Annotated in this window: 19 protein-coding genes; 17 read left to right on the top strand and 2 right to left on the bottom strand. The window is 70.8% G+C overall.

Going from position 1 to position 24,203, the window contains the following annotated elements; all coding sequences use genetic code 11:
• Window positions 1-67 precede the first annotated feature (67 nt).
• Both G3I78_RS08955 and G3I78_RS08950 read left to right on the top strand, forming a co-directional pair.
• Window positions 68-1,888 (top strand): family 20 glycosylhydrolase, encoded by a 1,821-nt coding sequence (locus tag G3I78_RS08955; RefSeq protein ID WP_239157707.1) that lies wholly within the window; start codon window positions 68-70, stop codon window positions 1,886-1,888.
• Window positions 1,889-1,902: 14 nt separating this feature from the next.
• Window positions 1,903-3,435 carry an alpha-L-fucosidase gene (locus tag G3I78_RS08950; protein WP_164422294.1) on the top strand — a complete coding sequence of 511 codons (1,533 nt, stop codon included), beginning with the start codon at window positions 1,903-1,905 and terminating at the stop codon, window positions 3,433-3,435.
• Between the two features lie 72 nt (window positions 3,436-3,507).
• Here the strand turns inward: G3I78_RS08950 and G3I78_RS08945 are convergent, their stop codons facing one another.
• A complete protein-coding gene (locus G3I78_RS08945; protein ID WP_203614771.1) occupies window positions 3,508-4,515 on the bottom strand; it encodes a LacI family DNA-binding transcriptional regulator in 1,008 nt (335 codons plus the stop codon).
• 220 nt (window positions 4,516-4,735) lie between these two features.
• Here G3I78_RS08945 and G3I78_RS08940 point away from each other — a divergent pair, with 220 nt between their 5' ends.
• The 7 genes from G3I78_RS08940 to G3I78_RS08910 are packed head-to-tail and all read left to right on the top strand — an operon-like array spanning window position 4,736 to window position 15,238.
• Window positions 4,736-6,025: a sugar ABC transporter substrate-binding protein gene (locus G3I78_RS08940; protein WP_164422292.1), complete on the top strand. Its 1,290-nt coding sequence runs from the start codon at window positions 4,736-4,738 to the stop codon at window positions 6,023-6,025.
• A 2-nt stretch (window positions 6,026-6,027) separates the two neighbouring features.
• The gene (locus tag G3I78_RS08935; protein WP_164422291.1) at window positions 6,028-6,921 is read left to right on the top strand and encodes a sugar ABC transporter permease; all 894 of its coding nucleotides are present in this window, start codon (window positions 6,028-6,030) and stop codon (window positions 6,919-6,921) included.
• Window positions 6,918-7,748, top strand: coding sequence for a carbohydrate ABC transporter permease (locus tag G3I78_RS08930; RefSeq protein ID WP_164422290.1), 831 nt, complete (start codon window positions 6,918-6,920; stop codon window positions 7,746-7,748). The genes G3I78_RS08935 and G3I78_RS08930 overlap by 4 nt, the downstream gene beginning before the upstream one ends.
• 27 nt (window positions 7,749-7,775) lie before the next feature.
• Window positions 7,776-9,032, top strand: coding sequence for a glycosyl hydrolase (locus tag G3I78_RS08925; RefSeq protein WP_203614709.1), 1,257 nt, complete (start codon window positions 7,776-7,778; stop codon window positions 9,030-9,032).
• Window positions 9,029-11,032 (top strand): endo-beta-N-acetylglucosaminidase, encoded by a 2,004-nt coding sequence (locus G3I78_RS08920; RefSeq protein ID WP_164422289.1) that lies wholly within the window; start codon window positions 9,029-9,031, stop codon window positions 11,030-11,032. Before G3I78_RS08925 ends, G3I78_RS08920 begins: the two co-directional genes overlap by 4 nt.
• Window positions 11,033-11,078: 46 nt before the next feature.
• Window positions 11,079-14,105, top strand: coding sequence for a glycoside hydrolase family 38 C-terminal domain-containing protein (locus G3I78_RS08915; protein ID WP_164422288.1), 3,027 nt, complete (start codon window positions 11,079-11,081; stop codon window positions 14,103-14,105).
• A complete protein-coding gene (locus G3I78_RS08910) occupies window positions 14,102-15,238 on the top strand; it encodes a winged helix DNA-binding domain-containing protein (RefSeq protein ID WP_164422287.1) in 1,137 nt (378 codons plus the stop codon). The genes G3I78_RS08915 and G3I78_RS08910 overlap by 4 nt, the downstream gene beginning before the upstream one ends.
• 130 nt (window positions 15,239-15,368) lie before the next feature.
• Here G3I78_RS08910 and G3I78_RS08905 read toward each other — a convergent pair whose 3' ends face one another.
• Window positions 15,369-16,070 carry a FadR/GntR family transcriptional regulator gene (locus tag G3I78_RS08905; RefSeq protein WP_164422286.1) on the bottom strand — a complete coding sequence of 234 codons (702 nt, stop codon included), beginning with the start codon at window positions 16,068-16,070 and terminating at the stop codon, window positions 15,369-15,371.
• A 236-nt stretch (window positions 16,071-16,306) separates the two neighbouring features.
• On the opposite strand from G3I78_RS08905, the gene G3I78_RS08900 reads away from it, so the two are divergent.
• From G3I78_RS08900 to G3I78_RS08865, 8 genes are read left to right on the top strand one after another with little or no spacing between them, the layout of a single operon-like run.
• Window positions 16,307-17,380 carry a sugar ABC transporter substrate-binding protein gene (locus G3I78_RS08900; RefSeq protein WP_164422285.1) on the top strand — a complete coding sequence of 358 codons (1,074 nt, stop codon included), beginning with the start codon at window positions 16,307-16,309 and terminating at the stop codon, window positions 17,378-17,380.
• Entirely contained in the window at window positions 17,377-18,870 is a 1,494-nt protein-coding gene (locus G3I78_RS08895) for a sugar ABC transporter ATP-binding protein (protein WP_164422284.1), read from the top strand. Before G3I78_RS08900 ends, G3I78_RS08895 begins: the two co-directional genes overlap by 4 nt.
• The gene (locus tag G3I78_RS08890; protein ID WP_164422283.1) at window positions 18,863-19,888 is read left to right on the top strand and encodes an ABC transporter permease; all 1,026 of its coding nucleotides are present in this window, start codon (window positions 18,863-18,865) and stop codon (window positions 19,886-19,888) included. The genes G3I78_RS08895 and G3I78_RS08890 overlap by 8 nt, the downstream gene beginning before the upstream one ends.
• Window positions 19,889-19,923: 35 nt before the next feature.
• Entirely contained in the window at window positions 19,924-21,309 is a 1,386-nt protein-coding gene (locus G3I78_RS08885; RefSeq protein WP_343243689.1) for an L-fuconate dehydratase, read from the top strand.
• Window positions 21,306-22,061: an SDR family oxidoreductase gene (locus G3I78_RS08880; protein ID WP_164422282.1), complete on the top strand. Its 756-nt coding sequence runs from the start codon at window positions 21,306-21,308 to the stop codon at window positions 22,059-22,061. Before G3I78_RS08885 ends, G3I78_RS08880 begins: the two co-directional genes overlap by 4 nt.
• Entirely contained in the window at window positions 22,058-23,026 is a 969-nt protein-coding gene (locus G3I78_RS08875) for an aldo/keto reductase (protein ID WP_164422281.1), read from the top strand. Before G3I78_RS08880 ends, G3I78_RS08875 begins: the two co-directional genes overlap by 4 nt.
• Window positions 23,023-23,337, top strand: a complete 315-nt coding sequence (locus tag G3I78_RS08870; protein ID WP_164422280.1) for an L-rhamnose mutarotase — start codon at window positions 23,023-23,025, stop codon at window positions 23,335-23,337. Before G3I78_RS08875 ends, G3I78_RS08870 begins: the two co-directional genes overlap by 4 nt.
• Window positions 23,322-24,176: an amidohydrolase family protein gene (locus tag G3I78_RS08865; protein ID WP_164422279.1), complete on the top strand. Its 855-nt coding sequence runs from the start codon at window positions 23,322-23,324 to the stop codon at window positions 24,174-24,176. Before G3I78_RS08870 ends, G3I78_RS08865 begins: the two co-directional genes overlap by 16 nt.
• The last annotated feature ends 27 nt before the right edge of the window (window positions 24,177-24,203 follow it).

The raw sequence follows: 24,203 nt of genomic DNA, 5'->3' as shown, positions 1-24,203 counted from the left end.
TTCAGCCCCGTTGACAGCCCACTTGGTGGCCTCAATTATCAGCCATCCGATGAATAGGGAGTCGCTCATGAGGAAACGGCTGAGATTCGCCGCTGTGGTGGCGCTGCTGACGCTGCTCCTGGCACCCGTTCCGGCGGTCGCGCGCGAGGCGCGGAGCGCGCCGGTCACCGTGCCCGCCCTGACCGACTGGACACCGGAGTCCGGTGCCTTCCGGTTCGGGCCCGGTGCCCGGCTGGTGGCCGACGGCACGGCCGAGCGCCGGGTCGCCGACACGCTCGCCGGTGATCTGCGGGCGGCAGGGCACGGCTCGGTCCCCGTCGTACGGGGCGCGGCCCGGACCGGTGACATCGTCATCGACGTCAAGCCGTCCCGCGGCTCCCTCGGCGCCGAGGGCTACGAACTCCGCTCCGGCCGCAGCCTGTCGATCACCGGCGCGACCGAGACCGGCGCCTTCTACGGCACCCGGACCCTCCTCCAGCTCCTCGCCCAGGGCGACCGCGTCCCCGGCGGACGCACCGTCGACATCCCCCGCTACAAGGAGCGCGGGGTCGGCGTGTGCGCCTGCTACATCCACATCACGCTGCCCTGGCTGGAGAACCTCGTCCGCGAGATGTCCTACAACAAGCTCAACCAGCTGCTGGTCGAGCTGAAGGTCAAGAGCGACGCCCACCCCGAGGCCAACACCTGGGGCTACTACACCAAGTCCGAGATACGGCGGCTCGTCGCGCTCGGCGACAAGTACCACGTCGAGATCATCCCCGAGATCAACTCCCCGGGACACATCGACCCCTGGATCGAGAACCGCCCCGACCTCCAGCTCACCGACTCCGACGGCAACAAGCAGCCCTCGCGGCTCGACATCACCCAGCAGGCGGCCTTCGACTACTACAAGAGCCTGATGGACGAGTACGCCCAGGTCTTCACCTCGAAGTCCTGGCACATGGGCGCCGACGAGTACATGCTCGGCTCCGACTTCGCGAAGTACCCGCAGATCCTCAAGTACGCCCAGGAGAAGTACGGTTCGGGCGCGACCCCGCAGGACGCCTTCGTCGACTTCGTCAACCGCGTCCACGACTACGCGGCGGGCAAGGGCGTCGAGCTGCGCATCTGGAACGACGGGCTCACCGGCGCCAACACCGTGCCCGTCGACAAGGACACCACGGTCGAGCACTGGCTGAACGTCGCGGTGAAGCCCGGTCAACTCATCGCGCAGGGCTACTCGGTGATGAACGCCGCCTACTCGCTCTACCTGATCCGCGGTGGCTTCCACAGCGACACCGGGTCGCTGTACGACCAGAGCTGGGACCCCCGCAGCTTCGAGGGCGAGAAGCTGACGTCCTCGAAGGGCGTCACCGGCGCGAAGATCAGCCTGTGGCCGGACAACGGACGCGGCGAGACCGAGAACGAGGTCGCCACAGAGCTCTGGCCCGCCCTGCGCCATGTCGCCCAGGCCACCTGGGGCGACCCTCACCCCGACGCGACCTACGCCGAGTTCACCGCACGCGGCACGGCGGTCGGCCACGCGCCCGGCCGGCGGGACCTGACCGAGGTGCCGGTGGCGGACGGGACGTACGGCTTCGGCACGTCCTTCACGGCCGCGGTGCGGCGCACGGCGGACGGCTATGTGACCCTGCGGTCCGACTCCGGCTGCCTAGCGATCAGCGGCGGCAGGCTCACGCTCAACGTGCCGCTCCAGCCCGGTGTCGAGGCGACCTGGGACACCTGTGACGCCACGAACACCTTGCAGCGCTGGCAGCTGGAGCCCGCGGCGGGCGGCTACCGGCTGGTCAACGCGATCACACAGATGGCGCTCACCGCCACGGACGACGGCCGGATCAGGCAGTACCCGGCCGACCAACGCACCCCCACCGTCTGGCACTTGAGCTGAGGAGCCCCCATCCCATGACCGTCTCCAGACGCCTCTTCGTCACCGCCGCCACCGCCCTCGCCGTGACCGGCGTCCCCCGGCTCGCCGTGGCCGCCCCCGACGACCGCTTCTACCGCATCCCCGTGTCCCAGGCCGACACCGAAGCCGACCTCGTCCGCAAGGCCTCCCAAGTCCGGCCCACCGCACGGCAGATCGCCTGGCAGAGCCTGGAACAGACCGCCTTCCTGCACTTCGGCGTGAACACCTTCACCGGCCTGGAGTGGGGCACCGGCGACGAGGACCCGAACGTCTTCCAGCCGACCGGCCTCGACACCGACCAGTGGGCGGCGGCCCTGAAGGACGGCGGCTTCCGACTCGCCATCCTCACGGTCAAGCACCACGACGGCTTCGTCCTCTACCCCTCCCGGTACACCGACCACACGGTGGCGTCGAGCAGTTGGCGCGACGGCCACGGAGACGTGCTGCGTTCCTTCGCCGACTCGATGCGCCGCCACGGCCTCAAGGTCGGCGTCTACCTCTCGCCCGCCGACGAGAACCAGTACCTGCACGGCGTGTACGCCAACGGCAGCGCCCGGTCGGAGCGCACCGTCCCCACCCTGGTCGAGGACGACGACCGCTCCCCGGACCGCTTCTTCACCCTCTCCGCCACCGACTACGGCGCCCACATGCTCAACACCCTGTACGAGGTGCTCACCGAGTACGGTCCCGTCGACGAGGTCTGGTTCGACGGCGCCCAGGGCCACATCCCGCCCGACAAGGTGGAGAGCTACGACTGGGACAGCTGGTACGCCCTGGTCCGCGCCCTCGCCCCGGACGCGGCGATCGCCGTCACCGGCCCCGACCTGCGCTGGGTCGGCAACGAGAGCGGTATCGCGCGCGAGGACGAGTGGAGCGTCGTCCCGGTCAAGGAGAACCAGTACGGCCGCACCGACTGGGCCCTGTCCTACGACACCCCCGACGAGGGCAGCCGGGCCGCACTGGTGAAGGCGCGGCCGGCCACGGACTACCTCCAGTGGTGGCCCGCCGAGTGCGATGTCTCCATCCGCGACGGCTGGTTCTACCACGCCGACCAACAGCCCAAGTCCGTCGACTACTTGACGGAGATCTACTTCGGCTCGGTGGGCCGCAACGCGGTCCTGCTGCTCAACGTCCCACCGGACACAGAGGGCCTGCTGCACGCCACGGACGTGGTCCGCCTGCGGGAGTTCCGCGAGCGCATCGAACGCGAGCTGCCCCGCGATCTGGCACAGGGCGCCCGCAGGACCACGACACCGCGAGGCGTCGACCTCGATCTGGGTCACGACCACGAGGTGGACCGGATTCGCCTCGCGGAGGACATCCGGCACGGCCAGCAGGTGGAGAACCTCGTCGTCGAGGCGTTCCGCGAGGGCGCCTGGACTCAGGTCGCGTCCGCCGGAACGATCGGCGCCAGCCGCATCCTCCTCCTGCCGGCGCCGGTGCGGGCCCGCCGGTGGCGACTGCGGGTGACCCGGTCCCGGAACGCCGTACACATCGCGGAGTTCGGGCTGTACCGGTCCGAGGTGTGAGGTGAAGGGTGGTCACCGGGTTCTCGGGAATCCGGTGACCACCCTTCACCCGGCCGCGGGCGTGCGTAGCCCTCAGCTGCCCACCACCCCTGTGCTTCCCCGCACGATCAGCCGCGGCACCGGCACCCGGACCGTCCGGGCCGGGCCGCCGTCCAGCAGCGCGGTCAGCTCCCTGGCCGCCGTACGGCCGAACTCCACGCTGTCCCGGGACAGGGCGGAGAGCCACGGCTTGACCATGCGGCACAGGGCCGAGTCCTCCCAGGCGACCACCGACACGTCCCCGGGCACCGAGTGGCCCAGCTCGGTCGCGGCGGCGACTCCGGCGAGGGCCATCACGTCGTTGTCGTAGATCAGCGCGGTCGGCGCGGCGGACGCCTCCAGGACCCGGCGGGTCACGGCCGCGCCCTCCGCGTCGGAGTAGTCGGTGGTCACCGACTTCACGCCGGTCAGCCCGCGCCGCTCGGCCTCCTCACGCAGGCTGCGGACACGGCGCTCGGTGTGCGCGAGGCCCGGCAGGCCGGCGATGTGCACGATCCGCCGGTGGCCGAGCGCGTACAACTCGTCCACCACGGCGGCCATCGCGCCCGCGTCGTCGGCCCAGACGGTCGAGAGGCCCGGGTGGCGTTCGTCGGGGGCGCCGCCGATCACCACCCCTGGCAGGCCCAGTTCGTCAAGAACTCCGGTGCGGGGGTCGTCCGTTCGCGGGTCCACCACCAGGACGCCGTCCACCCGGTGCTCGGCCCACCAGCGCCGGTACACCTCGCACTCCTCCTGGACGTCCTCGGCGACCTGGAACAGCAGCCCCAGATGGCGCTCCGCCAGCACCTCCTGTATCCCCGAGACGAGTTGGAGGAAGAAGGAGTCCACGCCGAGCGTCTCGGCCGGGCGGGCCAGCACGAAGCCGACCGTGGCCGCGCCCTCGCCGGACAGCGCGCGGGCCGCGGTGCTGGGGCGCCAGCCGAGCTCCTCGGCGACCTTCCGCACCCGGTCGCGGGTGTCCTCGGAGACCCCGGGCCGGCCGTTCAACGCGAAGGAGACGGCGCTCTGGGAGACCCCGGCCTGCCGCGCGATGTCCTTCATCGTGGGCCTGCGGACCGGTGACCGCTTGCCTGACACGCTCTTTCCCCATTTCCCCGGCAGCTGGTCGGGACAGTATGCACTAATGCGGTTCAGCTGCGTCAACCTAATACGCATTAGTCACTAAACAAATTAGCTGTGCGCAATGCATTGACGGGCCCTCGGAACGGCGTGCAGGGTCTCCGTCGTTGGCCAACTCCGCCCCGAAGGAGACCGGTTCGCCGTGCCCATTTCCCGCAGAACCTTCGCCGCTGCCGCCGTCTGTGCCCTCCTGCCGCTGAGTGCCTGCGGCTCAGGGAACGACGACGGCGGCTCGTCCGACGCCTCAGGAAAGGTCGAGGGCGACATCACCTTCCAGACCTGGAACCTCAGGGCGAACTTCAAGGACTACTTCGACGGCCTGATCGCCGACTTCGAGAAGGAATACCCCGGCACCAAGGTCAAGTGGATCGACCAGCCCGCCGAGGGCTACGCCGACAAGATCAGCGCGGACGCGGCCGGCGGCACCCTGCCCGACGTCGTCAACGTCTCCCCGGACCTGGTCGCGCCCCTCGCCAAGGCCGGCCTCGCGCTCGACCTCGACAAGGCGGCCGGGCAGTACAAGAAGGAGTACCTGGACGGCGCCTGGGCCAGCCACCAGATCCCCGGCATGACGGGCACCTTCGCCTTCCCCTGGTACCTCAACACCGGCCCGCTCTTCTACAACAAGTCCCTCTTCGAGGAGGCCGGGCTCGACGCCGACCAGCCGCCGAAGACGTACGACGAACTCTTCACCGACGCCCTGGAGCTGGCGAAGAAGACCGACGGCAAGGTCGCCACCCTCGCCAACGTGCCCACCGTCGAGGACTTCGGCCGCTACGGCGTCCCCCTCATGAACTCCGAGGGCACCGCCTTCGCCTTCAACGACAGCAAGGGCGTCGAACTCCTCACCAAGTACAAGGAGTTGTACGACGCCAAGGCGCTCGACCCGCAGGCCCTCACCGCCACCCCCGAGTCGTCCGGCAAGAAGTTCCTCACCGGGGCCGTCGCCATGAACCCGGGCAGCGCCCTGGACCTCGGCAACTTCAAGAAGCAGGCGCCGAACCTGTACAAGAACATCGGCATCACCGACCAGATCACCAGCACCGGGCACGTCAACATGTATGTGATGGGCGTGATGGTGAACGCGCAGAGCAAGAAGAAGGCCGCCTCCGTCGCCTTCGCGCACTACGTCACCGACGCCGAGCACCAGATGTCGTTCGCCAAGAAGGTCGCCATCTTCCCGAGCACCGCGGGCTCGCTCGACGACCCGTACTTCACCAAGGAGGACGGGACGGACGAGACCCGGGTGCGGGTCGCCGCCGCCAAGTCCCTGAAGAACGCGGTCAATTACACGCCCGTGCTGTTCAGCGAGCAGATGAAGACGGCGCTGCGCAACGAGGTCGCCAAGGCGCTCCAGGGCAAGGAGAGCCCCAAGGAAGCGCTCGACAACGCTGTCAAGGCGTGTGACACGCTGCTCCAGCAGCAGGGATAGCCATGTCGTTGTCCACCGTGTCCCGGGTGCGGCGCCAACTGCCGACCAGCCCCTGGCTGTTCGCCGCGCCCGGTCTGATCGTCATCGGCGTGTTCATCCTGTACCCGTTCGTCTCCACGCTGGTGAACGCCTTCACCGACAAGCGCACCCTGATCCCGGGGGAGTTCGTCGGGCTCGCGAACTTCCGTGAACTGCTGCACGACGACATGTTCTGGATCGGCCTGCGCAACAGCACCCTGTACGTCCTCGTGGTCGTCCCCGCGCTGGTGATCCTTCCCCTGCTGCTCGCGCTCCTGGTCCAGAAGAACATCCCCGGCATCACCTTCTTCCGGTCCGCCTTCTACACCCCGGTCGTCGCGTCGATCGTCGTCGTCGGACTGATCTGGGTGTGGCTCCTGGACGAACGCGGCCTGATCAACTCGCTGTTGGAGACCATCGGCGTCGGCCGGATCGGCTTCCTCAGCGACCAGTGGCTGCTCCTGCTGAGCGCCATGGCCGTGACGGTGTGGAAGGGCCTCGGCTACTACATGATCATTTACCTGGCCGCGCTGGCGAACGTACCGCGCGAGCTGCACGAGGCCGCCGCCGTGGACGGAGCCGGAGCGGTACGGCGGTTCGTCACGGTGACGGTCCCCGCCGTCCGCTCGACCATGGCACTCGTCGGCGCGCTGTCCTCGGTCGCCGCCTTCAAGGTGTTCTCCGAGGTCTACCTCATGGCCGGCCCCAGCGGGGGACCGGCCGGCGAGGACACCACGCTCGTGATGCTCGTCCAGCGCACCGGCACGGGACTGACCGGCCGGGTCGGCTACGCCTCCGCGATCTCCGTCGTGGTCTTCGTCGTCACCGTCGCGCTGATGCTGCTAGTGCTGCGGGCCGACCGGAGGGCGGAGTCGTGACCCGGGTACGCAAGGGCGAACTGGTCCTGCGCTACGTTCTGTTGCTCGCCGTCCTCGCCCTGACCGTCGGCCCCTTCCTCTGGCAGCTGTCGACCTCGCTCAAGGGCCCCACCGAGGACATCTACAGCTCCCCGCCGAGCTTCCTGCCCGCGCACCCCACCCTGCACAACTACGAGCGGGTCTCCGACACCATCCCGGTGTGGGACTACGCCCTCAACTCCCTGAAGGTCGCCACCGCCAACGTCCTGACGAACTGCGTCGGTTCGGCCCTCGCCGGATACGCCCTGGCCCGACTGCGCTACCGGGGCCGCCGCGCCGCCACCCTCGCCTTCATCCTGGCGATGCTCGTGCCGGTGGAGGGCATCATCATCGCCCAGTTCACGACCATGCGGGAGCTCGGCCTCAACAACACCCTGGTCGGCGTGGTCCTGCCCGGCTGCATCGGCGCGATGAACGTCCTGCTCATGCGCAACGCCTTCCTCAACCTCCCGTACGAGATCGAGGAGGCGGCCTACGTCGACGGCGCCAACGTCTGGCAGCGGTTCCTGCGGATCGCGCTGCCGTCCGTGAAGGGCACGGTCGCCGTCGTCGCGATCTTCGCGTTCATGGGCGCCTGGGACGACTTCCTGTGGCCGCTGATCGTGCTGAGCGACCCGTCCAAGTTCACGTTGACCATCGGCCTCAACTATCTGCACGGCACCTTCGCGGGCGACGAACGGCTCGTCGCCGCGGGCACGGTCATCGCCGTGGCACCGTTGATCGCCCTCTTCGCCTGTCTCCAGCGGTACTTCTTCCGCGGGGTCGGCGAGGGCGCGGTCAAGGGCTGAACGAACCCCCAGAGTCAAGGATCCCGTATGACTTCTGCCGTGCGCTTCGGCGTCAACTACACCCCGAGCCAGGGGTGGTTCCACCACTGGCTCGACTTCGACCTCGACTCCGTCCGCGCCGACCTCGACTCGATCGCCGCGCTGGGCCTGGACCACATCCGGGTCTTCCCGCTGTGGCCGTACTTCCAGCCGAACCGTACCCTGATCCGCGAGCGGGCGGTCGCTGATCTCGTACGGCTGGCCGACGCCGCCGCCGAACGCGGTCTGGACGTCAACGTGGACGGTCTGCAAGGGCACTTGAGCAGCTTCGACTTCCTGCCCGCCTGGACCCGCACCTGGCACCGGCGCAACCTCTTCACCGACCCGCAGGTCGTCGAGGGCCAGGCCGCCTACCTGCGCACCCTGGCCGGCGCGCTGGCGGACCGCACCAACTTCCTCGGCATGACCCTCGGCAACGAGGTCAACCAGTTCTCCGCGGGCCCCCACCCGGACCCCGACCGGGCCACCTCCGAGCAGATCGACGCCTGGCTCACCCGGATGCTCGCCGCCTGCGAGGAGGGAGCCCCCGGCCGGTTGCACCTGCACGCCGAGTACGACGCCACCTGGTACCAGGACGACCAGCCCTTCACCCCCGCCCAGGCCGCCCGCCACGGGAGCGTCACCGCCGTGCACTCCTGGGTCTTCAACGGCACGGCCCAGCGCCACGGCCGGCAGTCGGTCCCCGCCGAGCACCACGCCGCCTACCTCGTCGAGCTGAGCAAGGCCTGGGCCGACGACCCGCACCGCCCGGTCTGGCTCCAGGAGGTCGGCGCGCCCGCGCCCCTGGTGCCGCCCGAGCACGCCGCCGCCTTCACCGAGGCCACCGTCAGGAACGCGCTGGACTGCCCCGACCTGTGGGGCATCACCTGGTGGTGCTCCCACGACGTGTCCCGGGACCTGGCCGACTTCCCTGAACTGGAGTACGGCCTCGGCCTGTTGACCAACGCCCGCGAGCCCAAGGACACCGCCCGGGTGCTGGAACGGGCGGCACGTGCGGGCGCGGACGCACCCGCACGCCGTACGACGGCACTGGTCGTCCCCGCCGACCCCGCCGCCCGCTCGCTCTGCGCACCCGGCGGCCCGGTCTTCGACGCCTACTTCCAGCTGGTCGCCGACGGCGTCCGCCCCACCACCGTCCTCGACACCCGCGCCGCCGACCCGGCCCATCTGTCGGCGCGCGGGATCGCCGAGGTCGTCACGTCCGACCAGGTACTCCCCACCCCACAAGGAGGCACCCGCTCGTGAAACCCACCAGACGTACGGTCCTGCTCGCCGCGACCGCCGCCGCACTGTTCCCCGGGCTCCCGGCGAGGGCGGCGACGGCGACCGCACTCCAGCCGTACGCCACCTACTGGTACCCGGACTCCCTGCCCTCCGGCACCCCGGGCACCGGCATCACCTGGCGCAGCCTCAAGGCCTGGCGGGCGGCCGACGACACCGACCTCGCCTTCAACGCGGCCTCCGTACCGCGCGCCGCCCGCTTCACGCCGACACCGGTGAACCGGACCGCACGGGACGGCCAGGCCCGCATCCAGTCCCTGGTCTCCTTCGGGCCCACGGCGGGCAACCCCTCCCAGGGCTCGGCGACTTCGGACTACTACGCCTTCGGGAACTGGGCCTACGTCGACGAACTCGTCTTCTGGGGCGGCTCCTCGGGCGAGGGGCTGATCCTCGCACCGAACGCCCCGATCGTGGACGCGGCCCACCGGCACGGCGTGCCCGTGCTCGGCAACATCTTCCTGCCGCCGGTCGCCTACGGCGGACAGTTGCGGTGGACCCGGGACCTCGTGCAGAAGGACACCGCCGGGCACTACCCGCTGGCGGCCCGACTCGTGGCGGTCGCCGAGGCGTACGGCTTCGACGGGTGGTTCGTCAACGCCGAGACCGGGGGCGGGGACGCGGCCCTCGGGGCGGACATGCTGGGCTTCGTCAAGGAGCTGAAGGCGCTCGCCGCCGCCCGGGGGCAGCGGGTGACCTGGTACGACTCGATGACCGTGAGCGGGTCGGTCAGCTGGCAGGGCGCGCTGAACAGCCGCAACCAGGCCTTCTTCCAGGCCGCCGACGACATGTTCGTCGACTTCCGCTGGACGGCGGGCGGTCTGGCCTCCTCGGGGACGCTGGCCCAGCAACTGGGGCGCAGCCGATACGAGTTGTGGGCCGGAGTGGACGTCGAGGCCAACGGCTGGAACACCACCGAGAACTGGGACGCGATCGTGCCGACGACCACGGCGCACGTCACGTCGATCGGCCTGTACCGGCCCGAGTGGACCCGTAACCACCTTCCCTCGGACCAGCGCACACCGAAGGACTTCCACGCGGCCGACGACCGCTTCTGGACGGGCGTGTCGCTCGACCCGTCCCGGCCGGACGCCACGGACACCTGGCGTGCTCCGGCGGTCTCGGTCGCCGACCGGTCGACGGTCACGGCGGTGCCGTTCGCGAGCGTCTTCAACACCGGACACGGGCTGCGGTGGTACGAGGAGGGCGCGGTCACCTCGGACGTGCCGTGGAACCACCTGGGACTCCAGGACCGGTTGCCGTCGCGCCAGTGGGTGGTGCGGACGCAGGGCGCACGGCCGACCGTGGGCTTCGACTTCGCGGACGCCTGGCGGGGCGGGAGCAGTGTGCTGGTGAGTGGCTCAGTGGATGAGCCAGTCACCGTGGATCTGTACGCGGCACGCCTGCCGGTCGGCGGCGACACGGTGGTCGAGCTGACCCACCGGACCGACGCGGGCGCGGTGGGCGTCGAGCTTGCGGTGGCCACCGCCGAGCCGGGCGCGCCGGGGACGACACCGCCGTACACGTATCTGCCCGTGCCCTCCGGCAGCGGCTGGCGGACCTCGGCCGTACGGCTCACCGGGCTCTCGGGGACCGTCCACGCGCTCGGCGTGCGGCTCACGCCCGGCGCGGGCGGCAGTGGCTCGGTGCGGTGGCGGCTCGGCGGTCTCGCCGTGCACGACACCTCCCGCACCCCCGACGCCCCCTCCGGTCTGCGTGTCACCGCCGCGTCGGGCGGCGACCTGCGGCTCGCCTGGGACCCCGCTCCCGGCGACGTGCGCCACTACACCCTCCACCGCCTCCTGCCCGACGGCACCCGGCGCTTCCTCGGCGGCACCTGCCAGCGGGCGTACTTCCTGGCGGGTCTCCAGCCCGAACAGGGCGAGCGGCAGGCGCGGTTGGAGCTGCGTGCCGTGGGGGAGCTGTACACCTCGTCGGACCCCGTGACCGTGACCCACCCCTGGTGACCACGACCCACCCCTGGTAACCCCGGACCACTGGAGAGCACCCCGCATGCATGACGACCGCAGCCTGGTCGAAGCCCGCCTCAAGCGGGTCCTCGACGAGCGCCTCCGCCCCGCCGTGTACCCCGAGTCCGTGCCGCTGGACGTGGCGGTGTGGCACGCCCCCGACGAGCCGGTGCCCGTCGCCGAGGGACTCGCGGCCGAGCCCGAGCCGGTCGCCGTGGGCGCCCGCTGGGGTGCTCCCTGGGGCACCAGCTGGTTCCGGGTCACCGGGACCGTCCCCGAGGCGTGGGCCGGGCGGACCGTGGAGGCCCTGCTCGACCTCGGCTTCGACGAGAACATGCCCGGCTTCCAGTGCGAGGGCCTGGTCTACCGGCCCGACGGCACCCCGGTGAAGGGCCTCAACCCGCGCAACCAGTGGGTGCGGATCGGCGCTCCCGTCGAGGGCGGCGAGGCGGTGCGCCTGCATGTCGAGGCCGCCTCCAACCCGGTGATCCTCGACTACCACCCCTTCCTGCCCACGCAGTTGGGCGACAAGGAGACCGCCGGCAGCGAACCCCAGTACCGGCTGGCACGCATGGACCTCGCCGTCTTCGACGAGACCGTCTGGCAGCTGGTCCTCGACCTGGAGGTGCTCGGCGAGCTGATGGCCGAGCTGCCGGTGGAGTCGGCGCGCCGCTGGGACATCCTGCGGGCGGTGGAGAAGGCCCTGGACGCGCTGGACCTCCAGGACGTCAACGGCACGGCCGCGCAGGCGCGGGTACGGCTGGAGACGGTCCTGTCGGAGCCCGCCGTGCCCTCCGCCCACCGCATCAGCGCCGTCGGACACGCGCACATCGACTCGGCGTGGCTGTGGCCGCTGCGCGAGACCGTGCGCAAGGTCGCCCGCACGACCTCCAACATGACCGCCCTGCTCGACGACGAGCCGGAGTTCGTGTTCGCCATGTCCCAGGCCCAGCAGTGGGCCTGGGTGCGCGACCACCGGCCCGAGGTGTGGGCGCGGGTCAAGAAGGCGGTCGCGGACGGGCGGTTCGTGCCGGCCGGCGGCATGTGGGTGGAGTCGGACACCAACATGCCGGGCTCGGAGGCGATGGCCCGTCAGTTCGTGCACGGCAAGCGGTTCTTCCTCGACGAGTTCGGCGTCGAGAACGAGGAGGCGTGGCTGCCCGACACGTTCGGGTTCGCGGCCGGACTCCCGCAGATCATCAAGGCGGCGGGCTCCAAGTGGCTGCTGACGCAGAAGATCTCGTGGTCCCAGACCAACAAGTTCCCGCACCACACCTTCCGCTGGGAGGGCATCGACGGCACCCGGATCTTCACCCACTTCCCGCCCGTAGACACCTACAACTGCTCCATGAAGGGCAGCGAGATCGCCCACGCGGCACGGAACTTCAAGGACAAGGGGGTCGCCCGGCACTCCCTCGCACCGACCGGCTGGGGCGACGGAGGCGGCGGCACGACCCGGGAGATGGTCGCCAAGGCGGCCCGCCTCCATGACCTGGAGGGCTCGGCGGCCGTCGTCTGGGAGACCCCGGCGGAGTTCTTCACCAAGGCCGAGGCGGAGTATCCCGAACCACCGGTCTGGGTCGGCGAGTTGTACCTCGAACTCCACCGGGCCACCCTCACCAGCCAGGCCAGGACCAAGCAGGGCAACCGCCGCAGCGAACACCTCCTGCGCGAGGCCGAGCTGTGGGCGGCGGCGGCGGCCGTGCGGGCCGGATTCCCGTACCCGTACGAGGAGTTGGACCGCATCTGGAAGACGGTGCTGCTGCATCAGTTCCACGACATCCTGCCCGGGTCGTCCATCGCGTGGGTGCACCGCGAGGCACGGCGGACCTACGAGCGGCTCGCCGAGGAGCTGAACGGGATCATCGACGCGGCCCAGCGCGCCCTGGCGGGGGAGGGGACCGGGGAACTGCTCTTCAACCCCGCACCCCACGGCCGTAACGGAGTCGCCGCGGGCGGCGCCGGAACCGAGGTGGTCGAGGGACGGACCACCCTGTCCGAGCGTCCGGCCGGCGGACACGTCCTGGACAACGGCCTGCTGCGCGTGGAGACGGACGACCGCGGCCTGGTCGTCTCCGTGTACGACATCGGGGCCGACCGCGAGAGCATCGCACCCGGCCGGGCGGCCAACCTCCTCCAACTCCACCCGGACTTCCCGAACATGTGGGACGCCTGGGACGTCGACGAGTTCTACCGGAACACCGTCACGGACCTCACCGACGTGGAGGAGGTGGTGGCGGGGGAGGGGAGCCTGCGCGTCACCCGCTCCTTCGGCGCCTCCCGCGTCACCCAAGTCCTGTCCCTGGCACCGGGGGAGACCCGGCTGCTCATCGACACCGAAGTGGACTGGCGCGAGACCGAGAAGTTCCTCAAGCTCGCCTTCCCGCTCGACGTGCACGCCGAACGGTACGCGTCGGAGACGCAGTTCGGGCACTTCCATCGGCCCACGCACACCAACACCTCCTGGGAGGCGGCCAAGTTCGAGGCCTGCAACCACCGCTTCGTCCACCTGGAGGAACCCGGCTGGGGCGTGGCGGTCGTCAACGACTCGACGTACGGCCACGACGTGACCCGGACCGTCCGCACGGACGGCGACCAGGGCACGACGACCACGGTCCGGGTGTCGCTGCTGCGCGCCCCGCGCTTCCCCGACCCCGAGACCGACCAGGGCGTCCACCGCTTCCGGCACGCGCTGGTGCCGGGTGCGGGGATCGGGGACGCGGTGCGGGAGGGCTGGCGGATCAATCTGCCGGAACGGCGGGTCACGGGTGCCGGGGAGGTCGCACCCCTGGTGTCGGTCGACCGGGACGCGGTCGTCGTCACCGCCGTCAAGCTGGCCGACGACGGCAGCGGGGACGTGGTCGTGCGGTTCCACGAGGCGCACGGCGGGCGGGCCCGGGCCACGCTCACCGCGGGGTTCGAGGTCGCCGGGGTCACGGCGACGGATCTGCTGGAGCGCCCGCTGTCCGAAGGCCCCGGGCCCCGGCGCGAGCGGAACGCGGTGTCCCTGCGGCTGCGGCCGTTCGAGCTGGTGACCCTGCGGTTCAAGAGGGCACAATCCCTGGTGTGAAGATCACCGCGCGGGAACTCAACCGGGCCACGCTCGCCCGCCAGCTGCTCCTGAACCGGGAGCGGCTGCCGGTGGGCGAGGCGGTCCGGCGGGTTCTCGCGCTCCAGGCGCAGCAGCCCGCGTCGCCGTATCTCGCGCTGTGGAACCGGCTCGAAGGCTTCGCCCCGGCCGACCTCGACGCGGCCTTCGCCGGCCGAACCCTCGTCAAGGCGACCCTGCTGCGGATCACCCTGCACGCGGTGCACGCCGAGGACTACCCGATGGTCCGGGAGGCGATGCGGCCCACGCTGCACGCTTCCCGGCTCGGTCACCGCTTCGCCGCCGCGGGGCTGACTCCCGCGGACGCCCTCGAACTGGAGCCGGGCTTCCTGGAGTTCGCCGTGGAGCCACGGTCCAACGGCGACCTGTCGGCATGGCTCGCCGAGCGGGTCGGCGAGGAGCGGCGGGACGGTGCCTGGTGGGGGATGCGCGCGTACGCCCCGCTGGTGCATGTGCCGAGCGGCGGGCCCTGGTCGTTCGGCACGTCCCCGTCGTATGTCGCGGCACCCGAGGGGACGTTCTCAAGGGAGCGGGAGGACAAGGCACTTGAGGCTCTCGTGCTGCGCTGTCTGGAGGCGTTCGGGCCCGCCTCCGTCGCGGACGTCGCCCAGTTCGCCACCGCGCAGCGGGCCCGCGTCCGCAAGGCGCTGCACGCGCTCACGGACACCGTCGAGCAACTCGACGGCCCCGACGGCACGATCCTGTACGACCTTCCCGGCGCCCCGCGCCCGCCCGCGGACACCCCCGCGCCACCCCGGCTGATGGCCATGTGGGACAGCACGCTGCTGGCGTACGCCGACCGCGGCCGCATGATCCCGCCGGACTACCGGCCGCTGGTGATCCGGGTCAACGGTGACGTGCTGCCGACCCTGCTGGTGGACGGCCGGGTGGCCGGAGTCTGGCGCCCGGCCGAGGGCGGCGGTGTCGAGGCGACGGCCTTCCACGACCTCACCCCGCAGACCTGGGACGGCCTCGCCGAGGAGGCCAGGTCGCTGACGGCCCTGCTCGCGGACCGGGAGCCCCGGGTCTACGGCCGCTACGGGCACTGGTGGGCGAAGCTGCCCGACGCGGAGACCCGGGTCCTCACGGGATGAGCTGACCCCACCGGACCGTGAACTCCTCCTCGCAAGGTCCCCGGGAGGACGGCGGTCTGGTCACCGTCTCCGCCGAGCCCGCTGCGGTCGGGGCCGAGGAAGGCCAGCTCCACTACGACCTCCCCCGCGTTCATGCCCCGAGCTGTGCCCGCAGCCACTCCTCCACTTCGCCCACATGCGCGGCGGCCGCAGCGCGGGCCGCCTCCGGATCGTGGGCCACCAGCGCGCGGTGGATCGCCGCGTGCTCACGCCGGGTCCGTTCGAAGGCGCCTTCCTCCTGGTACCCGCGCCACACGCGCGCGCGGAAGGTGCGTGAGGACAGGCCCTCCAGGATCGCCGCCATGGTGTCGTTGCCCGCGGCCGCCGCGATCTCGCGATGGAAGGCCAGGTCGTGGGCGAGGATCTCCTCGGGGTCGTCGGTGGCGTTCATCGCCGTGAGGTGCTTCTCGACCTCGGCCAGCTGGTCGGGGGTGATCCGGGCGGCGGCCAGCGCGGTCGCCGTCGACTCCAGGATGCGGCGCACCTCCAGCAGCTCCACCAGACGCGGGCCCCGGGACAGGTCGGCGACCACCCCGAAGGTCTCCAGCAGATCGCCGGCCTCCAGCTGGGTGACGTAGATCCCGGAGCCGTGCCGCGCCTCCAGCACCCCGAGGACCGTCAGCGCGCGGATCGCCTCCCGCATCGAACTGCGCGAGATGCCCAGCTGAGCGGCCAGATCACGCTCGGTCGGCAGCCGCTGGCCCGGCTCCAGGCGGCCCTCGCCGATCATCGCCTTGATCTGCTCGATGGCGCGCTGCGTCACGGTGCCCTTCTGCGGGGCTGTCTCGTCCACGCCACTCCTCCACTCACCGGATGCCACCACCGGGCACGCGCCGGGAAAGCACCGGGCACTCACCGGGTGCGCCGCAGTCTAACCGGCGAGGTGGTCGGACCACTATGGCCGGAAGACGGGAAAATCTGCCGCCAGAGGGTATTGCCAAGGGTGAGTGGTCTGATAAGTATGCCGTCATCTGCTCGAACACGCTCGTGCTCGATCACGCGAGAACACGCTCAACGAGGAGCCGCCAGATGCCCGGCAGGACAGTGGGGAAGCGGAACAGAATGCGGATCGTCGGCGCGGTCGCCGTGGCAGCGAGCGCCTCGCTCGTGCTCGCCGCGTGCGGCAGCACCAAGGACACCGGCAGCACCGGCAGTGCCGGGGGCGACGGGACCGGCAAGGTGGGAGTGATCCTGCCGCTGCTGACCTCGCCGTTCTGGCAGTCGTACAACGACTACGTGCCCAAGATGGCCAAGTCCGAGGGGGTGGACACGCTGAAGACCATCAACTCCAACAGCGATCCCTCCCAGCAGATCACCGACATCAACAACGAGCTCAACCAGGGCGTCAAGGGCCTGGTCGTCGCCCCGCTGGACAGCGCCGCCATCGAGGCCGGCCTCGACCAGGCCGAACGCAAGGGCGTCCCGGTCGTCGCCGTCGACGTGGCCCCCGACAAGGGCAAGGTCGCCATGGTCGTACGGGCCAACAACGTCTCGTACGGCGAGAAGGCCTGCCAGTACCTCGGGAAGCAGATCACGTCCGGCAAGGTCGTGCAGATCATGGGCGACCTCGCCTCGGTCAACGGCCGCGACCGCTCCGAGGCCTTCCGCGCCTGTGTGAAGAAGAACTTCCCGAAGCTGAAGGTCCTTGAGATCCCCGCCAAGTGGGAGTCCGACACCGCCGCCTCGCAGCTCAGCACCCTGCTGAACGCCAACCCCGACCTCAAGGGCATCTACATGCAGGCCGGCGGCGTCTACCTCGCGCCGACCCTCCAGACCCTGAAGTCCAAGGGGATGCTGAAGAAGGCGGGCACCGCGGGCCACATCACGATCGTCTCCAACGACGGCATCCCGCAGGAATTCGACGCCATCCGCAAGGGCGAGATCGACGCCACCGTCTCCCAGCCCGCCGACCTGTACGCCAAATACGGCATGTACTACATCAAGGCGGCGATGGAGGGGAAGACCTTCAAGCCCGGGCCGACCGACCACGACTCCACGATCGTCAAGCTGTCCAGCGGCATCCTGGAGGACCAGCTGCCCGCGCCCCTGGTCACCAAGGAGAACGTCGACGACCCCGAGCTGTGGGGCAACACGGTCAAATGAGCACCCCACTGGTTGAAGCCCACGGGGTCGTCAAGCGGTACGGCCCCACGACCGCCCTGGCCGACGGCCGGCTCACCGTGCTGCCCGGCGAGTCCCACGCCCTCGTCGGGCGCAACGGCGCGGGCAAGTCCACCCTCGTCACCCTGCTCACCGGCCTCCAGGCCCCCGACGAGGGCACGGTCCGCTTCGACGGCGAGCCCGCACCTCCGCTCGCCGACCGGGACGCCTGGCGGAGCAAGGTCGCCTGCGTCTACCAGAAGCCCACCGTCGTACCCGAGTTGACGGTCGCCGAGAACCTCTTCATCAACCGGCAGCCGCTGAAGAGGGGCTTCATCAGCTGGCGCGCGCTGAGGTCCGAGGCGACCGAACTCCTCGACACCTGGGACGTGCGCGTCGACCCGGAGGCGCGCACCGCCGACCTCAAGGTCGAGGACCGCCAAATGGTGGAGATCGCCCGGGCGTTGAGCTTCGGCGCCCGGTTCATCGTCCTCGACGAGCCGACCGCGCAGCTCGACAACCGGGAGATCGAGCGGCTGTTCAGCCGGATGCGGGCGCTCCAGGACTCCGGGGTCACCTTCCTGTTCATCTCGCACCACCTCCAGGAGGTGTACGAGGTGTGCCAGACGGTCACCGTCCTCAGGGACGCCCGCTGGATCACCACCGCTCCTGTCGCCGACATGCCCCGGGCGGCGCTGATCGAGGCCATGGCCGGGGAGACCGTCCCCGAACGGGAACAGGCCGCGCGCACAAGAGAGGTCGACACCCCCGTCCTCCTCGACGCCCGGGGCCTCACCTCCGACGCCTACCAGGACGTCGACCTCACCGTCCGCCGCGGTGAGGTCGTCGGACTCGCCGGCATCAGCGGCAGCGGCAAGATCGAGCTGGCCGAGTCGTTCACGGGACTGCACACCCCGACCGGCGGCACCGCTCAACTCGACGGAAAACCCCTGCCGTTCGGCGATGTGCAGGCCTCCTTGAAGGCCGGCGTCGGCTTCGTGCCGCGCGACCGGCACGCCCAGGGGCTGGTCTTCGGCATGACCATCGGCGACAACGCCACCCTCAGCGTCCTGGACCGGCTCGGCCGTTACGGGTTCGTCGGCACCGACCGCAAGCGCGGCTTCGCCACCGAGCTGATCGACCGCCTCGACATCCACACCGAGGGCCCCGACCAGCCCGTCTCCGACCTCTCCGGCGGCAACGCGCAGAAGGTCGTCATGGCCCGCGCGCTCGCCTCCGAACCCCGGCTGCTCGTCCTCATCAACCCCACCGCGGGCGTGGACGTGAAGTCCAAGGAGTCCCTGCTCTCCCGCGTGGACACCGCCCGCGACGACGGCACCGCGGTCCTGGTCGTCTCCGACGAACTCGACGACCTGCGCCGCTGCGACCGCGTCCTCGTCCTCTTCCACGGCCGCGTGGTCGCCGAGCACCCGGCGGGCTGGCGCGACCACGAGCTGATCGCCTCCATCGAAGGAGTGGACCACCATGGCTGACACCCAGGCTCCGCCGGTCAAGCAGGTGCGGGTGCCCGAGGCACGGGTGGCCCGTACGGTCCTGCTCCGGCGCGCCCGCGAACTCGCCCTCGTACCAGCGCTGTTGCTCCTCATGGTGCTCGGCGCGTTCGTCAACGACTCGTTCCTCACCGAGCGCAACCTGATCTCCATCCTCGGCGCCTCGGCCGCCCTCGCGATGGTGGTGCTGGCCGAGTCCCTCGTGCTGATCACCGGCAAGTTCGACCTCTCCCTGGAGTCGGTCGTCGGCATCGCGCCCGCCGTAGGAGCGCTGCTCGTCCTGCCGGTCGCCCAGTCCGGCTGGGGCACCGAATTCCCGGTCGCCCTCGCCCTGTTGGCGATCCTCGTGGCCGGCGCGGTCGTCGGCGCCTTCAACGGCGTCCTGGTCGTCAAGTTCAAGCTCAACGCGTTCATCGTGACGCTCGCGATGCTGATCGTGCTGCGCGGACTGCTCGTCGGCGCGACCAAGGGCAAGACCCTCTTCGGCATGCCCGACAGCTTCTACACCCTCGCCACCACCACCTTCCTGAACATCCCGATGTCCGTGTGGCTCGCCGCGGTCGCCTTCGCGGTCACGGGCTTCGTCCTCAAGTACCACCGCATCGGCCGCTCCCTGTACGCCATCGGCGGCAACGCCGACGCGGCCGGCCCCGCCGGCATCCGCGTCGAGCGCGTGATGCTCGGAGTGTTCGTGGTGGCCGGGGTCCTGGCGGCCGTCGGCGGCATCATGCAGACCGGTTACGTCGGCGCGATCAGTGCCAACCAGGGCCAGAACATGATCTTCACCGTGTTCGCCGCCGCGGTGATCGGCGGCATCAGCCTCGACGGCGGCAAGGGCACCATGTTCGGCGCCCTGACCGGCGTACTCCTGCTGGGGGTCGTCCAGAACCTGCTCACGCTGGCCCAGGTGCCGTCCTTCTGGATCCAGGCCATCTACGGCGGAATCATCCTGGTCGCCCTCATGATCGCCCGTGTGACGACGGGGCGCGCCCAGGACTGAGCCCGCGCGTCCCGTCCCCTATCGAAAGGCCTTCCGTGTCCTCGACCACCGCCCGCATCACCGCGGTAGACACCTACGACATCCGCTTCCCCACCTCGCGCGAGCTCGACGGCTCCGACGCGATGAACCCGGACCCCGACTACTCGGCGGCCTACGTCGTCCTGCGCACCGACGCGGCCGACGGGCACGAGGGGCACGGCTTCACCTTCACCATCGGGCGGGGCAACGAGGTCCAGGTCGCCGCGATCGAGGCGCTGCGCGGACATGTGGTCGGACGCTCCGTCGACGAACTCTGCGCGGACCCGGGGACGTTGAACCGCGACCTGATCGGCGACAGCCAACTCCGTTGGCTCGGCCCCGAGAAGGGCGTGATGCACATGGCGATCGGCGCGGTCGTCAACGCCGTCTGGGACCTGGCCGCCAAGCGCGCCGACAAGCCCCTGTGGCGACTGCTCGCCGAGGGCGACCCCGAATGGCTGGTCGGCCAGATCGACTTCCGCTACCTCACGGACGCGCTCACCCCCGAGGAAGCCCTGGACATCCTGCGCCGGGGCCGGGAGGGCGCACGGGAACGCTCCGCGAAGCTGCTCGCCCAGGGCTACCCGGCCTACACCACCTCCGCCGGCTGGCTCGGCTACGACGACGAGAAGCTCACCCGGCTCGCCGCCGAGGCCGTCGCCGACGGCTTCACGCAGATCAAGCTGAAGGTCGGCGCGGACCTGGAGGACGACGTACGGCGCTGCCGGGTCGCCCGCCAGGTCGTCGGCCCCGGCATCCGCATGGCGATCGACGCCAACCAGCGCTGGGACGTCGACGAGGCGATCCGCTGGACCAAGGCCCTCGCCGAGTTCGACCCGTACTGGATCGAGGAGCCCACCAGCCCCGACGACATCCTCGGCCACGCCGCCGTCCGCGAGGCCGTCGCCCCGGTGAAGGTCGCCACCGGCGAGCACGTCCAGAACCGGGTCGTCTTCAAGCAGTTGCTCCAGGCGAACGCGGTGGACGTCGTCCAGATCGACGCGGCCCGCGTCGGCGGAGTCAACGAGAACCTCGCCATCCTGCTCCTCGCCGCCAAGTTCGGCGTACCGGTCTGCCCGCACGCGGGCGGGGTCGGCCTGTGCGAACTCGTGCAGCACCTCTCGATGTTCGACTACGTCGCCGTCACCGGCACCACCGAGGACCGGGTCATCGAGTACGTCGACCATCTGCACGACCACTTCCTCGACCCGGTGGTGATCCGCGAGGGCCACTACACGGCACCCACCGCGCCGGGCTTCTCGGCCGCCATGCGCCCGGAGTCCATAGCGCGGTACACGTTCCCGGGCGGCGCGTTCTGGGAAGAAGACCTCGCCGCCGCATCGCAGGGCGCATCACAGGGCGTGCCGCAGGGCGCATCGCAGAAGAAGGGAGAGGCCGCATGAGCGACTTCGAGGGACTGAGGGCCCTGGTCACCGGTGGAGCCTCCGGCATCGGCCGGGCCACCGCGGAACTCCTCGCCGCACGCGGCGCCCAGGTCGCCGTGCTCGACCTGGACCCCTCCTCGGTCGAGAAGCCGCTGTTCGCCTACCGCGCCGACGTCACCGACGACGCCTCCGTGCGCGCGGCCGTCGCCGCCGCTGCCGCCGACCTCGGCGGACTCGACGTCGTGGTCAACAACGCGGGCATCGGCGCTCAGGGCACCGTCGCCGACAACGACGACGAGGAATGGCACCGCGTCCTCGACGTCAACGTCGTCGGCATGGTCCGGGTGGCCCGCGCCGCCCTGCCCCACCTGCGTAAGTCCGCCCACGCGGCGATCGTGAACACCTCCTCCATCGCGGCCACCGCGGGCCTCCCGCAGCGGGCGCTGTACAGCGCCACCAAGGGCGCGGTGTACTCCCTGACCCTCGCCATGGCCGCCGACCACGTCCGCGAGGGCATCCGCGTCAACTGCGTCAACCCCGGTACGGCGGACACCCCGTGGATCGGCCGCCTGCTGGACAGGGCCCCCGACCCGGCCGCCGAACGCGCCGCGCTGGAGGCCCGCCAGCCCACCGGCCGGCTCGTCTCGGCCGACGAAGTCGCGGGCGCCATCGCCTACTTGGCGAGCCCGCTCTCCGGCGCCACCACCGGCACCTCCCTCGCGGTCGACGGCGGTATGCAGGGCCTGCGCCTGAGGCCGGTGGGCCAGTGAACCCGCTCGGCGGCAGCGGTGTCCGGGTCAGCGGACTGGCCTTCGGCGGCGCGGTGATCGGCAACCTCTACACGGAGGTGAGCGACGAACAGGCCCACGAGGCCGTGACCGCCGCCTGGCAGCGCGGCATCCGCTACTTCGACACCGCCCCGCACTACGGACTCGGCCTGTCGGAACGGCGGTTGGGCGAAGCCCTGCGGGCCTTCCCGCGCTCGAAGTTCACGGTCTCCACGAAGGTCGGCCGCCGACTGGAACCCGCGGAGGCGTCCGGCGACGACCTGGCCAACGGCTTCGCCGTCCCCGCCACCCGGCGCCGGGTCTGGGACTTCTCGGCCGACGGCGTACGACGCACCCTGGAGGCCAGCCTCGAACGGCTCGGCCTCGACCGCGTGGACGTCGTCTACCTCCACGACCCCGACGACCACGCCGAACAGGCCTTCCACGAGGGCTATCCGGCCCTGGAGAAGCTCCGCTCGGAGGGAATGGTCGGGGCGATCGGCGCCGGCATGAACCAGGCCGGGATGCTCACCCGCTTCGTCCGCGACACCGACGTCGACGTGGTGCTGTGCGCCGGCCGCTACACCCTGCTCGACCAGAGCGCGCTCACCGAACTGCTGCCCGCCGCGGCAGAACGAGGCGTGTCCGTGGTGATCGGCGGCGCCTTCAACTCCGGTCTCCTGGCCGACCCGAAGCCCGACGCGACGTACAACTACGCACAGGCACCGGGGGAGTTGCTGGACAAGGCGCTGCGCATGAAGGAGATCGCCGAGCGGCACGGCATCACCCTGAGGGCCGCCGCCCTGGCCTTCTGCGCGGCACATCCAGCCGTCGCGAGCGTCCTGGTCGGCGCCCGTTCGGCGGACGAGGTCCGGGACTGCGCCGACCAGTTCGCGACCCAGGTGCCCAACGCCTTCTGGCAGGAACTGAGGTCCACCGGCCTCCTGGCCACCGAGGAGCCGTCATGAGGGTCGCCCTGCACACCAAGGTCCGCGCGGACCGCGTCGACGCGTACGAGGCCGCCCACCGCGAGGTCCCCGCCGAACTCACCGACGCGATCCGCGCCGCCGGCGCCTCCTCCTGGACCATCTGGCGCAGCGGCATCGACCTCTTCCACGTCCTGGAGTGCGAGGACTACGGCCGTCTCCTCGCCGAACTGGAGAAGCTGCCGGTCAACGTCGCCTGGCAGGCCCGGATGGCTGAACTCCTCGACGTGGCGCACGACTACTCCGACGAGGGGGCCGGCGCGGGCCTGCCCGTCGTATGGGAGCTGCCGTGACCGTCGTCGACGCGCACCACCACGTGTGGGACCTGTCGGTACGGGACCAGGACTGGATCGCCTCGGGCAGCCCGCTGCGCCGGAACTTCACCGTGGCCGACCTCGTGCCGCGGGCCCGCGCGGCCGGGGTCGACCGGACGGTCCTCGTCCAGACGGTCACCGTGCCCGAGGAGACCCCGGAGTTCCTGCTGCTGGCCGCCGAGCACGACCTGATCGCGGGCGTCGTCGGCTGGACCGACCTCACCCGCCCCGACGTCGCCGACGAACTGGCCCGGCTGCGTGAACTCCCCGGCGGCGCCTGTCTGAAGGGCATCCGCCACCAGGTGCAGGGCGAGCCGGACCCCGAGTGGCTACTGCGCCCGGACGTACGCCGGGGCCTGGCGGCGGTGGCCGGGGCGGGCCTGGTCTACGACCTGGTCGTCCTCCCGCACCAACTGCCCGCGTGCGTCAAGGCGGCCGAGTCCCTGCCCGAACTCACCTTCGTCCTCGACCACCTGGGCAAACCGCCCATCGCCTCCGGCGCCCTGGAACCCTGGGCGACCGCCGTCCGTACCCTCGCCGCCCTCCCCAACACCGTCTGCAAGGTCTCCGGCATGGTCACCGAGGCGGACCTCACCTCCTGGACGATCGACGACCTGCGCCCCTACGCCGACACGGTCCTGGACGCCTTCGGCCCGGAGCGCTCGATGTTCGGCTCGGACTGGCCGGTGTGCACGCTGGGAGCGAGCTACGGCGAAGTGCTCGACATCGCACGCCGGTTGACGCCCGCGTCCGCCCACCCCCAGGTCTTCGGCGGCACGGCCGAGCGGGTCTACGGACTCGCCGCGCCGACGCCGTAGCCGCGGGGCCGGGCGGTAGGGTCGGAA

This window comes from Streptomyces sp. SID13726 (assembly GCF_010548375.1).
Lineage (GTDB): Bacteria > Actinomycetota > Actinomycetes > Streptomycetales > Streptomycetaceae > Streptomyces.
Note: the sequence above shows the minus strand (reverse complement) of the source record. Positions and strands in the feature narration are given on the sequence as shown.

What these genes read in the sequence shown, in the direction of transcription:
- G3I78_RS08955 (WP_239157707.1), top strand. Translation starts at nt 68, where the DNA reads ATGAGGAAACGGCTGAGATTCGCCGCTGTGGTGGCGCTGCTGACGCTG.
- G3I78_RS08950 (WP_164422294.1), top strand. Translation starts at nt 1,903, where the DNA reads ATGACCGTCTCCAGACGCCTCTTCGTCACCGCCGCCACCGCCCTCGCC.
- G3I78_RS08945 (WP_203614771.1), bottom strand. Translation starts at nt 4,515, where the DNA reads ATGAAGGACATCGCGCGGCAGGCCGGGGTCTCCCAGAGCGCCGTCTCC.
- G3I78_RS08935 (WP_164422291.1), top strand. Translation starts at nt 6,028, where the DNA reads ATGTCGTTGTCCACCGTGTCCCGGGTGCGGCGCCAACTGCCGACCAGC.
- G3I78_RS08925 (WP_203614709.1), top strand. Translation starts at nt 7,776, where the DNA reads ATGACTTCTGCCGTGCGCTTCGGCGTCAACTACACCCCGAGCCAGGGG.
- G3I78_RS08915 (WP_164422288.1), top strand. Translation starts at nt 11,079, where the DNA reads ATGCATGACGACCGCAGCCTGGTCGAAGCCCGCCTCAAGCGGGTCCTC.
- G3I78_RS08900 (WP_164422285.1), top strand. Translation starts at nt 16,307, where the DNA reads ATGCCCGGCAGGACAGTGGGGAAGCGGAACAGAATGCGGATCGTCGGC.
- G3I78_RS08895 (WP_164422284.1), top strand. Translation starts at nt 17,377, where the DNA reads ATGAGCACCCCACTGGTTGAAGCCCACGGGGTCGTCAAGCGGTACGGC.
- G3I78_RS08890 (WP_164422283.1), top strand. Translation starts at nt 18,863, where the DNA reads ATGGCTGACACCCAGGCTCCGCCGGTCAAGCAGGTGCGGGTGCCCGAG.
- G3I78_RS08880 (WP_164422282.1), top strand. Translation starts at nt 21,306, where the DNA reads ATGAGCGACTTCGAGGGACTGAGGGCCCTGGTCACCGGTGGAGCCTCC.
- G3I78_RS08870 (WP_164422280.1), top strand. Translation starts at nt 23,023, where the DNA reads ATGAGGGTCGCCCTGCACACCAAGGTCCGCGCGGACCGCGTCGACGCG.
- G3I78_RS08865 (WP_164422279.1), top strand. Translation starts at nt 23,322, where the DNA reads ATGGGAGCTGCCGTGACCGTCGTCGACGCGCACCACCACGTGTGGGAC.